This is a genomic window from Micromonospora sp. NBC_01739 (assembly GCF_035920385.1).
Taxonomy (GTDB): Bacteria; Actinomycetota; Actinomycetes; order Mycobacteriales; family Micromonosporaceae; genus Micromonospora.
Genome location: NZ_CP109151.1, coordinates 225,228 through 238,765, shown reverse-complemented (window position 1 = coordinate 238,765; position 13,538 = coordinate 225,228). Strand labels below are relative to the sequence as shown.

The following is a 13,538-nucleotide window of genomic DNA, read 5'->3' as shown; positions in this document are numbered from 1 at the left end:
CTACAGCCCGGACTCGTTGGTGCGGACCATGATCCGTCGGCAGTCCTCGCAGCGGACCACCTCGTCCGGGTCGGTCTTGCGGATGCGGGCCAGGTCGGCACCGGAGATGTCCAGCCGACAGCCACCGCAGCGACCCGCGTAGAGCAGGGCGGCGCCGAGCCCGGTGTCGGTGCGGATGCGTTCGTAGAGCTGCACCAGGTCGGCGGGGAGGTCGTTGGCCAGCGGCTGGCGGGCGGAGCGCTTGAACTCCTCCTCCCGGCTGATCTCGGCTAGGCTCTCGTCGCGCCGCTGCTCGGTGGCGGCCCGCCGCTCGCGGACCTCGGCCAGTCGCTGCTCCACCCCCTCCAGCACGGCCTGGGCGGTCTCGCGCTGCTCCATCAGCTCCAGTTCGGCGTCCTCCAGGTCGCCCTGCCGACGGTTCAGCGAGGCCAGTTCGTGTTGCAGGGCCTCCAGCTCACGGGCCGGGCCGGTGCCGGCGGCCAGCCGGTCCTCGTTCTTGGCCTTACGCGCCCGTACCTGGTCGACGTCCTTCTCCATCCGGGCGATGTCCCGGTCCAGGTCGTCGACGGCCACCTGGGCGCGGACCCGCTCGTCCTCCAGGGCGGACAGCTCCCGGGCCAGGGCCTCCAGCTCGACCCGCTCCGGCAGCGACCGCCGCCGGTGGGCGAGCTGGGCCAGGGCGGTGTCGATGGCCTGGAGGTCGAGCAGGCGGCGCTGGACCTGGGGGTCAGCCTTCACGATCGGGCTCCTTGTCTGCGGGTTCGGCCACTGCGGGTCCGCCCGCTGAGGGTGGGGCTGCGTGTACGGTCCACGGGCTGGTGTCCAGGTCGGACACCAGGGTCTGCACCCCCGGGGTGCTCCGCAGCAGCGCGGCCAGGTCGTCCAGCCAGGGTCGCTCGGTCGCCCAGTGGGTGGCGTCGAGCAACGCCGGCCCGTCGGTGGCTAGGTGCTCGCCGGCCGGGTGGTGGCGCAGGTCGGCGGTGAGGTAGGCGTCCACGCCGGCTGCGGTCGCGTCGGCCAGGAAGCTGTCCCCGGATCCACCGCACACCGCGAGGGTACGCACGACCCGGTCCGGGTCTCCGGCGGCGCGTACCCCGACGGCGGTGGGGGGTAGCACGGTGGCGGCGTGCCGGGCCAGCTCGGCCAGGCTCATCGGTTGGGGTAGCCGGCCGATGCGGCCCGCCCCTCGACCCTCACCGGCGGCCGGGGTGCCGGGGCGGGCCGGTTGCAGGGGACGCAGGTCGGTCAGCCCCAGCCGGTGGGCCAGGGCGTCGGAGACGCCGGGGACGGCCACGTCGGCGTTGGTGTGCGCCACGTACAGGGCGACATCGGCCTTGATCAGTTGGTGGATGATCCGGCCCTTGTACGTCGTCGGGGCCACCGAGGAGACGCCGCGCAGCAGCAGCGGATGGTGAGCGACGATCATGTCGACCTCGGCGGCCAGGGCTTCGGCGACCGTTTCGGGGACCACGTCGACAACGCAGAGGATCCGGCGTACGGGGGCGCTCGGCTCGCCGAGGACCAGGCCGACCCGGTCCCACTCCTCGGCCCAGCTCGGCGGGTAGCGCCGCTCCAGCTCGGCCACCACCTCGGCGACGGTCGGCACGGCTGCGGTTGGGCTCACGACGGGCCAGCTTACCGGCGTCGGTGGCGGGACGGGACCTCACCCGGCCGAGGCCGGACCGGCCGGTGGCGAGGTGTTAATAGGGGCCCCTTGTACTACCGGAGGCGTTAACAAGGGGCCCTTCCTTTCACGCGGAGTGGATCAGGTGGTCGTGGAGGGCGGTGAGGGCGAGCGGCCAGGGGAAGGCGTGTTGGTGCCGTTCCCCGGTGCCGGGTGGGTGCAGCGGGATGACCTCCTCGCCGAAGATCACCCGTACCCCCCATTCGGTCAGGCGGTCGAGGGCCGCCCGGAAGGCGGGGTGGGCGGCCATCGCGGCGTTGGTGTACGGGACGGCGACCAGGGGTACGCCCAGACCCTGGGCCTCGACCAGCAGGCCGAGGGCCAGGGTGTCGGCGATGCCGGCCGCCCACTTGTTCACCGTGTTGACCGTGGCCGGGCAGACGACGATGGCGTCGGCCGAGGGCAACACGTCCGGATCACCCGGGTTCTTGTAGTGCGTACGCACCGGATGGCCGGTCTGTCGGGCCAACGCGGCGCGGTCGACGAACTTGGCGCCGTCCGGCGTGGTGACCACGCAGACGTCCCAGCCGTCCTGCTGGGCCAGCTCGACGAGCCGACCCACGTCTCGGGCCAACGGCGAACCGCAGGCGATGATGTACAGCACCTCACGGTGCCCGTCATGGCGGTGCGAACCGGTCATCAGACCGGCCCCGAAGTCATACTCCTACTCCCATGTGCTCAGCCAACTCTGCGATCAAGGAAGGCGGCGCACCCCGTGTGCGACGCAGCACGTTCGACATGACCTCATGGGCGATCGGCCGGCACCGGATCTCGGAGGGCGCCAGCCGGTCACCGCGCAGCAGCATCTCCCCGGCGTTGGCCAGGTCACCGATCTGGGCGTAGCCCCGGGCCAGGTCCAGCAGGTGATGGGCCCGGCGTTCCGGCAGCAGGGCGTCGAAGGCCGGGGTCTGGAGCTTCGCCAGATGCAGCTCGACCGCCTGACCCCCGTCGCCCAGCTCCACGGCGGCGGCCGCCCGGTGCAGGATGACATTGGTGGGACCGAAGGAGGTCCAGTAGTGGTTCTGGTCACCGCCGAGTTCCCGGGCCGCCTCCTCGGCGCCCCGGAGCAGGTCCTCGACGGTGGCGGAGTCACCGATGCGGGCGGCGGCCATGGCCCCCTGGAGCAGCAGCATCCCGTAGACCGAGAGCCGTTGCGGGCTGGCGTCGTTCTGCCCGCCGGGAGCCAGTTGGTTGGCGATCCGGACGTTCAGTTCCAGCGCGGGACGAGGGCGCCCCAGGGAGGCCAGGGCGTTGCACACCCGGGTGGTGGCGACCCCCGCGAGCAGCAGGTCGTCGGCCCGCTGGGCGACCGCGATGGACCGGTCCGCGGCCAGCCAGGCCAGGTCGCACTCCCCCAGCTTGCGTAGCACCGAGGAGGCGATCTGGTAGACCTGCGCGAGCAGATCGGCGGCCCGTTGCGCCTGATCACCGCCGTAGGCGGCGTCGGCCGCCTGGGCGTCGCGCACCAGCTTGGGCAGGGCCCGGATCAGCAGGCCGTAGCGGCCGTACTGGTAGGTCAGCCAGGCGTGGGTGACCGCCTTGCCCAGGTCCGCCAGGGTGGGCGGACAGGGTACGGCGTCGAAGTACGCGCTGACCGCGTCGTACCGCTCCAGGGCCGCCCGGATCTCCTCCACCTCGAACGGCTCGATGCAGTGCAGGGTCTCGTTGCGCCGTTCCGGGTCCTTGCCGAGCAGCAGTTGCACGTCCATCTGAAGGATGTCGGCGATCTCGTGGAGGACGGAGAACTTGTCGAGCCGACGCACCCCGCGTTCGATCTTGTCGACCCAGCTCTTCGACTTGCCCAACCGGTCGGCGAAGACCTGCTGCGACATTCGTCGTCGCCCTCTCCAGTAGGCCACCCGCCGCCCGATGGGTAGTTCGTCCATCTCCCCAGTCCTTCCTAGATGGAGCCTCGGCCGATCGCCGTAGGCCGTTTCGCGGGCGTGGTGAGCCGTCCGTCTTCAGGTTTCCGCTGGTCGCACTGGTTGTACGTCATCCGTACGGCCAGTCCTCATAGCTTTCGTGCAAGTTGCACCAGCCACTCGTCAGGCCAACGATCGTCAACGATGACAGTGACGGTGCTCTACATGACAGTTGCCGGCCGGTCCGGCGAGGGGAGATGGCACCAATGTGGGGGAACGTCGGACCTCGGGTGGCACATCTGTCGCCGTTGGAACGGGTACGACTGCGCCGGGTGGCGGTGCGGTACGCGATGCACGGCTGGGAGGTGACCCCGGGTGCCTGCCTGGCGCGCAGCCGCTTCGTCTGCGGGCGGGCCGGCTGCCCGACGGTCGGCTGCCATCCGGCCCTGGAGAACTGGGAGCACGCCGCGAGCGCCGATCCGGCCCGGGTGGCGAACTGGTGGCGGGCCCGGCCGCACAGCGTACTGCTGCCCACCGGGCACTCCTTCGACGTGCTGGAGATCCCCGCCGACCTGGGCCGTCGCGTCCTGGAAGCGGTCCGCGCCCATCCCGCCGGTCCGGGCGTACGCGGACCGGTGCTGATCACCCCGACCGGACGGTGGATGTTCCTGGTCCGCCCGGGGGACCCCCTGCGCCCCGAGTTGGAACACTGTCTACAGGTGGTACGACACGGTCCCGGCTCCTGGATCGCCGCACCCCCCACCCGACTGCCCGAGGGGCCGGTCCGCTGGGTGGTGGCCCCGGAACAGGCCCGCTGGCAACTGCCCGACTCCTACCTGGTGCAGAACACCCTGATCGGTGCCCTGCGGGCCACCGGGGTCACCCTGGTGCCGGCGCTGGTGCCCGGCCATCTGCCGCTGCCCCGCCGGGGCCGATGACCGGTCGCCTTCCCGGACAGCGACGCCACCCGTACGCCGGTCGTTGAACACCACGACGGCGCGTCAGTGCCGGGAGCGGGGATCGGCGATGTCCACGGACGACACCACACACCACCCGAACGGTGCCGAGCCGCCACGGCGGCACCGACCCGGCCGACGGTGGGCCGCCACCCGCCCGCCGGGGGCCCGACCCGGCTCACCCAGACCCCTCGGCACCCGCCCCGCTACCACCCACCGGCCGATGCGCTGGCTGTGACCGGCCCCGGGACCTCCTGCCCTTTCCGGCTGCAACGGGGGCAAACCGGACGACCAGGCCGACTGCGGGCGGCCCTGAGCTGCCGGGGAAAGTAGCAGCAGGAGAAGCGCGTGAGCCGTGACCCCAGTGGGTATTCCGCCTCGCCGTTGCTGAACGCGTGAGGGGAAGGCACATGCTCAGCAAAGAGGATCAGCGCAGGTTCGATCAGATCACCCGCAATCTGCGGGAGAGTGACCCGGCGTTCTTCGCCCGGCTGGACAATCGGGCCCGGGGACGACGTGGGCGGTGGCTGCTGCTGTTGACCATCCTGCTGTGGGCGGCGCTGCCGGCTACCACCGTGGCCTTCGGCCGACTGACCGGGGCCATCTTCGCTGCGGTGCTGCTGACCAATGCGGCACTCATGTGGCGATTCCGTCGACGCTGGCTCTGAACACCGCTCGACCGGATCGCTCACTCACCAAGCTGGCGGTACGCCTGACGCAGCCGCTCCAGCAGGCCCGGTCCACCGATCGCCGGTGCGGGTGCACCGAGCTGCCGCAACAACAGATCCGGACGGCTCGCCAAACTGGGCGGGCGATCCGGCAGGGGCACCGGCGGCAGCCAGAACCGGTCAAGGGTCTCCGTCAGGGGCGCTACCGGCAGGTCGGCAAGGGCTGGCACCGCCCCGGCCGCCGGACGACCCACACCGGACTCGGCGGCTGGTGGGCGGGTGGGGTCCGGCTCGGTGGCTGGTGGGCGGGTGAGGTCCGGCTCGGTGTTGAGGCTGCGCAGCGCGCGGAGCCGGTCGAGCAGGTCCTGGCGGCTGCGGCCGCGCCAGTGCAGCAGGGCGAAGGGATCGGCGTCGAAGGCCTCGGCCAGCAGGTAGAAGGTGGCCGCCAGGTGTTTGCAGGGGACCGCCCCGTCCGGGCAGGAGCAGCGTTGCTCCAGCTCGGTCACGGCGGCCGGGAACAGGGGCGCACCGGCGGCGGTGAACAGCTCCTCCAACTCGGCTGGCAGATCACCGGCCAGCAGCCGGGCGCTGAAGAACGCCTGCGCGGCCAGTTGGGCCTCGATCCGCTGCCACATGGGGTCCGGAAACGGCGGCAGGGCGATGTGGACCTGGTACGGCCGGGGTCGGGAGCCCTGCACCGACGCGCTCACCATGCCGGGGGCGACGTCTAGGCGTACCACCTGGCCGGCGCGGGCGTAGGCGCGGCCCCGGGTCAGCCGGGTGCCGAGGGCGAAGGACTCCAGCACCTCCAGGAACCGCCGCGACCACCAGGACACCCCGATGGCGCCCCGGGCGCTGCGGGCCCGCAGCCCGCCCTCGACCCGGCGGGGCCGCCCGTAGTCGGCGAACCGGCCGGTCGGGCTCACTGCGCCACCGCCCCGGCCTCCAGCTGGAACAACTCGCGCAGTTGGCCGCTGGAGAGTTCGGTGATCCACTGTTCGCCGCTGCCGACCACGGAGGCGGCCAGCCCGCGTTTGTCCGCGATCAGGGCGGCTACCTTCTCCTCCACCGTCCCGGCGCAGACGAACTTGCGGACCTGCACCCGGCGGCGTTGACCGATCCGGAAGGCCCGGTCGGTGGCCTGGTCCTCCACGGCCGGGTTCCACCAGCGGTCGACATGCACGACATGGTTGGCGGCGGTCAGGGTCAGCCCGGTGCCACCGGCCTTGAGGGAGAGCACGAACAGGGCCGGGCCGTCGTCGGACTGGAACCGGGTCACCATCTCGTCCCGGTCGGCCTTGCCGAGGCCGCCGTGCAGGAACAGCACCTCCCGGCCGAAGCGGGCCGACAGGTGGCCGCGCAGCATCCCGCCGAACTCCGCGTACTGGGTGAACATCAGGCCCTTCTCCCCCGCCGCGAGGACCTCGTCGAGGATCTCCTCCAGCCGGGCCAGCTTGCCGGACCGCCCGTCCAACGCCGAACCGTCGCGCAGCAACTGGGCGGGATGGTTGCAGACCTGCTTGAGCCGGGTCATCGTGGCCAGCACCAGGCCACGTCGCTCGATGCCCTCACTGGCCTCGATCCGGGCCATCATGTCGTCGACCACCACCTGGTAGAGCGCCGCCTGCTCGGCGGTCAGGTTGCAGACGACCTCCATCTCCAGCTTCTCCGGCAGATCCGAGATGATCGACGAGTCGGTCTTGAGTCGGCGCAGCACGAACGGGCCGGTGATCCGGCGCAGCCGCTCGGCGGTCTCGGTGTCACCGTGCCGCTCGATCGGCTCGGCGAAGCGCTTCCGGAAGGTCGCCGCCGGGCCGAGCAGTCCCGGGTTGGCGAACTGCATGATGGACCATAGATCGGCCAGCCGGTTCTCCACCGGGGTACCGGTCACCGCGATCCGGTGCCGGGCGGGCAGCGTACGGACCGCCTCGGCCTGCCGGGTGGCGGCGTTCTTCACCGCCTGCGCCTCGTCGAGCACCACCCGGTGCCAGTCGATCCCGGCCAGGTCCGCCGCGTCCCGGGCCGCCGTCGGATAGGTGGTGAGCACCAGATCCGCAGCCCGCACGGCGTCGCCGAACTCGGCGCCCCGGGCCCGCTGCGCGCCGTGGTGCACATGCACCCGCAGCTGCGGGGTGAACCGGGCCGCCTCCCGCTGCCAGTTGCCGACCAGCGACATCGGACACACCAGCAGGGTCGGCCCGGCCTGCGGCGGGTCGGCCGCGAACAGCGCCAACAGCTGCACCGTCTTACCCAGGCCCATGTCGTCGGCGAGCACCCCGCCCAGGCCGAGCGACTGGAGGAAGGTCAACCACGAAAGACCCCGACGTTGGTACGGCCGCAGGGTGCCGGCGAACGAGGGCGGCTCGGTCAGCGGGGCCAGCCGCTGCTCCACCGACCCGGCCAGCAGATCCCCCAACGCCCCGTCGGCGCTGACCTCCAGCACCGGCAGGGCGTCCGGCTGTTCGGCGTCGGCCAGGCCCAGCCGCAGCAGGTCGGCGACGGTCAACTCACCGGTGGAACGCAGCAGCCGCAGACCGGCGGCGAGCCGCTTGGGGTCCAGTTCCACCCAGCGCCCGCGCAGCCGTACCAGGGGGGTCTTCAGCTCGGCCAGGTGGGCCAACTCCTCCGCGGTCAGCGGCTGATCGCCCAGGGCGATCTCCCACCGGTAGTCGACCAGCGCCGTCAACCCGACCCGCTCACCGGCGCCGGTCACCGTGCCCGGTGCGGTGCGGGAACTGGCCCGCAGCCGCGCGCCGAGCCGCGCCGAGGGCCGCCGCCACCACGAGGGCAGCAGCACGGTGAACCCGGCCGCGTGCAGCATCGGGGCACCCTCGCGCAGGAACCGGTGGGCCCCTTCGGCGTCCAACTCCAGCGCCTGCGGGGTGGCCGTCCGCAGGGCCGCATCCACCTGCGGCCACAGCCGGCTGGCCCGACCCAACTCGGCCAGCAGGGTCTCCTGCGGGCTGTCCACCATGGGCATGGCCGCACCCCGCCAGATCTGGGCGGCGTCGACATGGGTGCCCGAGTCGTCGGCCGCGCGGAGCCCGAACTCCACCCGCCAGGTCTCCTCGGTCGCCACGATTGCGTTCGGGTCGGCCGGTCCGTTCATCTCCTCGTCGGCCGGTTCGACGAGCCGGAAGCTGGCCCGTACCGCCCCACCGGCCGCGTCCCGCTGCCAGGTCTCCAACTCGTCGCACAGGACCTGCAATCCCGCCGGTTCGGCGGTGAACTCACGCTGGGGGCCGGTGAGCGCGCCGAGCCAGGCCGTCACCGCCCCCTCACGGCGGGCCCCCCGGGTCAGGGTGGTCTGCGGCAGCGCCGCCCGCACCGCCGCGTCGGTGAGCGCATCGAGCGCATCCCCCACCAGCAGCCCCGGCCCCGGATCCCCCTGCCGGGACCCCACCCGCCCGCTGGCCCCGGCCGTCCCCGCAGGCACGCCTGCCTGCGTCACGGGCGGGCTCGGTTGGGCTGGCAGTCCGGGTGGCTCCGCCGCGAGCGGCATCGTGGGCAGGTCCACCTCGATCACCGCGCGGGCGGCCGGTGGTAGGGCCAGCACCAGCGCCCGGGCCCAGGCGGCGTCCGTGCCGGTGAGCAGGGGTCGCCACAGCGCCCGGGCCTCGCCCTCGGTGCCCCGACCAGCGGTGGCGGGGCGTGCGGAGGCCGCACCCCGAGACCCTGGACCGGAAGGGGTGCGAGCCGCCCGGCCAGGGGCCGCCGTGCGGGTGGCCGCAGGAACCCTCGGGTCGGGGAGGAGGGTCAGGCCGGGCAGGACCCGACCCCGGGTGGCCAGGTCGGCGGCGAAGGTGGCCAACTCCGCCAGGTGCCGCAGGGTCGCACCGGGTACGGCAGCCAACTCGTCCAGGGCACGCAGCAAGGGCAGGGCCGCGTCCGGGGCGTACGCCAGGATGGGCACCCGCCACCCGGCGAGAGTGACCGGGCCGCGGGCCGGTTCCACGACGGTGGTCCGGACCAGTTCCGGGGAGTCGACCGGCGAGCCGGATCGGGTGGGCAGGCGCAGCAGCGCGGTACCGAGATCGGTCGGCTCGGCGACCTCCCCGGACACGGCTACCAGGGTGGGATGAGCGGCGGCGAAGGGGTGCGGACGCTCCCGGGGGGCTCTACCGGGGCGTCGGGGGGCACGCGGCGCCAAGGTGCTGTCCTCGCCCCAGACGGCGAGCCCTCGGCCCGGCAACCACATCCCGTGGACGACCAGCACCCACACTCCCCCTCGCTGAAAGGAAGGGCCCCTTCTTAACGCCTCCGGTAGAGCAGGGGACCCCGCTTAACACCTGGGTCAGGATAGGCGGAGCCGGCCGACTACCGTCGACGCCATGTACGACCTACTGGTGCTCGGTGGCCTCGGGGTGGACATACGGGTCCGGGTGCCCGCCCTGCCCCTGCCGGTGGTCGACTCCCTCACCGTCGAACCGATCGACCTGCGGATCGGCAACACCGGCGCCGGGGTGGCGCTGGCCGCGCACGCCCTGGGGTTGCGGGTGGCGGTGATCGACACCCTCGGCGCGGACCCGGCCGGTGAGGTGGTGCGGGCCGCCCTGTCCCGTACCGAGGTGCAGACCGTGCTGGCCGAGGCGCCCGGCGGCACCCGCCGCTCGGTCAACCTGGTCGATCCCGGCGGGCGGCGAATGTCGCTGTACGACCCTCGCCCCTCCGAGGAGACCGCACCCTTCGCGATGGCCCAGGTGGCGGAGTTGATCCGGCAGTCCCGGCACGTCCACCTGTCGATCATGAATTGGGTACGGGACCTGCTGCCCGACCTCGGCGTCCTGCTGGGCGAGGACGGACGCAGCTCCACCGACCTGCACGACTGGGACGGGCACAACCCGTACCATCGTCCCTTCGCCGAGGTCGCCGAGTTGGTGCTGGTCAGCGGGGTAGCCCTGGGCGACCGGACAACCGCACTCCCCGCCGCCTTGAGCCCTTCCGCGCCGGCGGTACCCGTCCCGGCGGGCGGCCCGGCTAGGACGCAACCTGTCACGGCGGGCGGCCCGGCGGTGGCGGTGCCCGGCAGGGCGGGCGATTCCGCGACGGCGGTGGCGGGGCGGCCGGTGCTGGTGACCTGGGGGGCCGACGGCGCGGATCTGCAGCTCGACGGCGACATCACCCGGATCCCAGCGGCCACGCCGCCCGGTCCCGTGGTGGACACCAACGGCGCCGGTGACGCCTTCGCGGCCGGCGTCATCGCCGCCCGCCTACGCGGCGCGACCTGGGTGGAGGCCGCCGGGTACGCGGCCCGGGTCGCCGCCGCAGCCTGCACCCATGACGGCATGGAGTACCCGCCCGGTCTCCTCCCCCCTCCCTGACCCCCGCAGCCCGCCCCTGCCCCCCACACTGTGGTTGCGGGCTCGCCCCTCACCCCTCACCCCGTGCCCCCTGGCCACGCCGTTGCCGCGAGCGGGATTGCATGATCGCGCTCGATCCGGGATCGAGTGCCTATCCGCGCTTACAAGGCCACTTGAACCTACATCGAGCGCGATCATGAACTGCCTACCGGCGCGACCCGGTCCCGATGGCGCGACAGCGAACACGGGCCTGCCGGCGTGCCAGCGGCCACGTCCGATGGGCTGTCTGCGGGCACGCCGGTGAAGACGTCCAAGGGCACGTCCGTCAGAGTGCGCCGGTGGTGCCGTCGGTGAGTTCCCGGAGGATGTCGGCGTGCCCGACGTGTCGGGCGGTCTCCTCGATCAGGTGCACCAGAATCCAGCGCACCGACACCTCGCCGAGCTGCGGATGTGGCACGACATGATCGAGGTCGTAGCGCGCCACGATCTCCCGGGACCGCGCACAGACCTGCTGGTAGTCGGCGGCCAGGCGCTCCACGGTGTCGTCCTCGGCGAGGGTGAAGCTGGCCAGCGCGGACTCCTCGGTGGTCGGGAAGGTCTCCCCCGGGGAGGGTTCCAGCAGGATGTGGAACCAGTTGTACTCGATCTCGGCCAGGTGTTTGACCAGCCCGGCGAGGGTGGTCGCCGAGGGCAGCAGCCGGCGGGCCGCGTCAGCGTCGGCAAGCCCTTGGACCTTGCGCAGCAGGACCGCCCGGTGGAAATCCAGGAAGGATTCGAGGATCTCCCGTTCCCCGGCGGTCCGGTTCACCACGGGGCCGAGGGTCGGGTCGATCGGGATCTCCGTCATGTCGACACGCTATCCCCGGCCTCGGCCGGCCAACGAGCGAGCCGTGCGCCGAGGTGTATCCGCTGCGGCGAGGCGGCGTACGGGGCAGGATGGGCGCATGGCAGCAACGGTTGAGATCCCGCTGGTGGGCGGTTCGGCAGACGGCCAGCACGTCACCGTCGAGTTGGATCCGAACAACCGGCCCCCGTTGACCCACCATCACCTGGGGTCGGGCGGCCTGGCCGAGGCGGACATCTACGAGCTCGAAATGGTCGATGCCGAGGCCGGGCAGTGGTGTTACCGCTGGCGCGGCCCGGCCGTCTGACCACGCCCCCGTCAGGAGCGGCCCACGCGAGGGCGGCTCAGGCGTCGACCTTGACCAGGGAGCGGTGGCGCAGGCTGTCCAGCACCGCCCGGGTCACCTGAGAGGTACCCCGGGCCTCGTCGCAGACCCGGGCCACCCGCTGGGCGGTGGTCTCGGCGCGCTGTTCACGTTCGTCCCACAGTTGGTCGACCTCGGCCAGCAGCGGGCCCTCCACCTCCCGCTCCACCCCGCGCAGGGCCGGCACCCCCAGTCGCTGGGCCAGGTCGAAGACCTTGCCGGCGTACGGCAGGGGGAGGAACGGCGTACCCATCGTCGCGGCGAAGATCAGGAAGTGCAGTCGCATCCCGACCGCCAGGTCCAGGTGGCGCATCAGGCCGACCACCTGCTGCGGGCTGTAGGTGCCGTGCAGGATCCGGCCCCGCTCGGCGGCGATCATGTGCGACAGCACCCCGTGGGAGTGCCGGATGTCGTCGCGTTCCATCGGCACGAACAACACGTGCGCGTCGATGCGGTGCACCAGGAAGTCACCGATCTGGGCGAGCAGGCGGTGGTAGCCGTCCACGTCGAGTCGTTCCGCGGCCCGGCCCGGCTCCCGCACACTCATCCCGACCAGCCGCTTGCCGGCCGGTACCCCTTCCTCGCGCAGCAGTTCCGCCGGGAACTCCTCCGGTTGCAGCAGGAACGCCGGGTCGGCGGTGACGGTGATCGGGTTGAGCAGCCCGGCCTCTTCCAGCACCATCCGCGATTCCTGGTCGCGTACGGTCACCTGGGTGGCCCCGGCCAGGGTCTCGCGCACCATGCCGGTGTCCACGATGTCGCTCAGGGGCCCGACCCCCACCGCGTAGGTCAGCACCGGCAATCCTCGTTCCTGCGCTACCCGGACGACCCGCAGGTACCGGCGGGCCTCCTTGTCGTAGAGGATCCCGCCACCGCCGAGAATGAGCAGGTCTAGCTGGGACAGTACGAGGGCGGAGTCGGTGCGGCTGACCCCTTCCCAGGGCACGGCCTCCACATAGGGGTGGGCGACCTTGGTGTGTGCGGGATCGCGCGAGAAGACGATGATCCGAGCGTTGGGCTCCTGCTGACGCAGGTCGGTCAGCAGGCCGGTGAGGATGGCCTCGTCGCCGAGGTTGCGGCCGCCGTATGAGCCGAGCACGCCGATGGTCAGTCCGCCACGCGTCATCCGTCGCTCCTCCCCAGGTGCGTCGGATCGAGGTTTCCCCGCTGCACCGCCGAACAGTCATCGCCTCCGGCCGGGGTGGCTGGTTCAGCCTCCGGGCGGGACTCCCCCGGCCAGGCGGGACACCAGGGCGGCGACGACCTCATCCGGGTCGAATCCGGTGTCGATCGAGGTGGTGAGCAGGTCGAGCAGGAGCCCGTCCACGGCGTAGCGCAGCAGGGCCACCTCGAACGCGCCGCCGGGCAGGCCGGCCGCCAGGTGGTACGCGACGTCGGCGCGGTAGCCCCGGCGCAGGGTGTCGCCGAGGATGCGGGCCAGGTCGGGGCGGCGGACCGACTCCAGGCGTAGTTCGATCAGGGCACGGGTGAGTTCGGGGTGCCGGGTGGTCCGCTCGACGATGTACCGGACATAGTCCGCTAGCAGGGCCGAGGAGGGCGGGCGGGCGGCCAGTTCGGCCACGACGGTGTCGTCCGGGGCGAACCGCTCGAAGATCCGCTCCCCGAGGGCCCCGAGCAGGGCGTCCCGGGAGCGGAAGTAGTTGACGGCGGTGCCGGTCGGCACCCCCGCCTCGGCATCCACGGCCCGGTGGGTCAGCCCTCGGGCCCCGTGGGCGGCCAGCACCCGCAGCCCGGCGTCCGCCAGGGCCGCCCGCCGCTCCAGGTTGCGTGCCACTGGAAAACCCTAACAGCAACCACAACATCTGTTGTACGTTGACACAACCACAACATCCGTAGTGA

General features: G+C 72.4%; 13 protein-coding genes and 2 pseudogenes. 5 read left to right on the top strand and 10 right to left on the bottom strand.

The window, feature by feature from the left end; genetic code table 11:
* The 4 genes from OIE53_RS01090 to OIE53_RS01075 all read right to left on the bottom strand — a co-directional run bounded on the left by OIE53_RS01090 (nt 1) and on the right by OIE53_RS01075 (nt 3,570).
* Nucleotides 1-738: a zinc ribbon domain-containing protein gene (locus tag OIE53_RS01090; protein WP_327024665.1), complete on the bottom strand. Its 738-nt coding sequence runs from the start codon at nt 736-738 to the stop codon at nt 1-3.
* The gene (locus tag OIE53_RS01085; protein WP_327027021.1) at nt 728-1,588 is read right to left on the bottom strand and encodes a Nif3-like dinuclear metal center hexameric protein; all 861 of its coding nucleotides are present in this window, start codon (nt 1,586-1,588) and stop codon (nt 728-730) included. The genes OIE53_RS01090 and OIE53_RS01085 overlap by 11 nt, the downstream gene beginning before the upstream one ends.
* Nucleotides 1,589-1,751: 163 nt before the next feature.
* On the bottom strand, nt 1,752-2,324 hold the full coding sequence (locus OIE53_RS01080; RefSeq protein ID WP_327024664.1) for a flavoprotein: 573 nt from the start codon (nt 2,322-2,324) through the stop codon (nt 1,752-1,754).
* A 16-nt stretch (nt 2,325-2,340) separates the two neighbouring features.
* The gene (locus tag OIE53_RS01075) at nt 2,341-3,570 is read right to left on the bottom strand and encodes a helix-turn-helix domain-containing protein (RefSeq protein WP_327024663.1); all 1,230 of its coding nucleotides are present in this window, start codon (nt 3,568-3,570) and stop codon (nt 2,341-2,343) included.
* Nucleotides 3,571-3,812: 242 nt separating this feature from the next.
* Between OIE53_RS01075 and OIE53_RS01070 the strand changes: the two genes are divergently transcribed.
* The 3 genes from OIE53_RS01070 (at nt 3,813) to OIE53_RS01060 (ending at nt 5,170) form a co-directional block, all read left to right on the top strand.
* A complete protein-coding gene (locus OIE53_RS01070) occupies nt 3,813-4,484 on the top strand; it encodes a bifunctional DNA primase/polymerase (RefSeq protein ID WP_327027020.1) in 672 nt (223 codons plus the stop codon).
* 88 nt (nt 4,485-4,572) lie between these two features.
* Nucleotides 4,573-4,740: a hypothetical protein gene (locus OIE53_RS01065; protein ID WP_327024662.1), complete on the top strand. Its 168-nt coding sequence runs from the start codon at nt 4,573-4,575 to the stop codon at nt 4,738-4,740.
* Nucleotides 4,741-4,912: 172 nt separating this feature from the next.
* Nucleotides 4,913-5,170 (top strand): DUF3040 domain-containing protein, encoded by a 258-nt coding sequence (locus tag OIE53_RS01060; RefSeq protein ID WP_327024661.1) that lies wholly within the window; start codon nt 4,913-4,915, stop codon nt 5,168-5,170.
* A 20-nt stretch (nt 5,171-5,190) separates the two neighbouring features.
* Here the strand turns inward: OIE53_RS01060 and OIE53_RS01055 are convergent, their stop codons facing one another.
* The 3 genes and pseudogenes from OIE53_RS01055 to OIE53_RS28380 all read right to left on the bottom strand — a co-directional run.
* On the bottom strand, nt 5,191-6,096 hold the full coding sequence (locus OIE53_RS01055) for an SWIM zinc finger family protein (RefSeq protein WP_327024660.1): 906 nt from the start codon (nt 6,094-6,096) through the stop codon (nt 5,191-5,193).
* Nucleotides 6,093-8,786: pseudogene (locus tag OIE53_RS01050) on the bottom strand (SNF2-related protein); the annotation flags it as partial. The gene OIE53_RS01055 and the pseudogene OIE53_RS01050, both read right to left, overlap by 4 nt.
* A gap of 110 nt (nt 8,787-8,896) precedes the next feature.
* Nucleotides 8,897-9,386, bottom strand: a pseudogene (locus OIE53_RS28380) (ATP-dependent helicase); the annotation flags it as partial.
* A 115-nt stretch (nt 9,387-9,501) separates the two neighbouring features.
* On the opposite strand from OIE53_RS28380, the gene OIE53_RS01045 reads away from it, so the two are divergent.
* The gene (locus OIE53_RS01045) at nt 9,502-10,491 is read left to right on the top strand and encodes a carbohydrate kinase family protein (protein ID WP_327024658.1); all 990 of its coding nucleotides are present in this window, start codon (nt 9,502-9,504) and stop codon (nt 10,489-10,491) included.
* A gap of 304 nt (nt 10,492-10,795) precedes the next feature.
* Here the strand turns inward: OIE53_RS01045 and OIE53_RS01040 are convergent, their stop codons facing one another.
* Nucleotides 10,796-11,317 carry a DinB family protein gene (locus OIE53_RS01040; RefSeq protein WP_327024657.1) on the bottom strand — a complete coding sequence of 174 codons (522 nt, stop codon included), beginning with the start codon at nt 11,315-11,317 and terminating at the stop codon, nt 10,796-10,798.
* Between the two features lie 97 nt (nt 11,318-11,414).
* Here OIE53_RS01040 and OIE53_RS01035 point away from each other — a divergent pair, with 97 nt between their 5' ends.
* Complete coding sequence (locus OIE53_RS01035) at nt 11,415-11,621, top strand: hypothetical protein (protein ID WP_327024656.1); 207 nt, start codon at nt 11,415-11,417, stop codon at nt 11,619-11,621.
* Between the two features lie 37 nt (nt 11,622-11,658).
* On the opposite strand, the gene OIE53_RS01030 is transcribed toward OIE53_RS01035, so the two are convergent.
* Nucleotides 11,659-12,804 carry a polysaccharide pyruvyl transferase family protein gene (locus tag OIE53_RS01030; RefSeq protein ID WP_327024655.1) on the bottom strand — a complete coding sequence of 382 codons (1,146 nt, stop codon included), beginning with the start codon at nt 12,802-12,804 and terminating at the stop codon, nt 11,659-11,661.
* A gap of 84 nt (nt 12,805-12,888) precedes the next feature.
* The gene (locus OIE53_RS01025; RefSeq protein ID WP_327024654.1) at nt 12,889-13,473 is read right to left on the bottom strand and encodes a TetR/AcrR family transcriptional regulator; all 585 of its coding nucleotides are present in this window, start codon (nt 13,471-13,473) and stop codon (nt 12,889-12,891) included.
* Between the last annotated feature and the right edge of the window lie 65 nt (nt 13,474-13,538).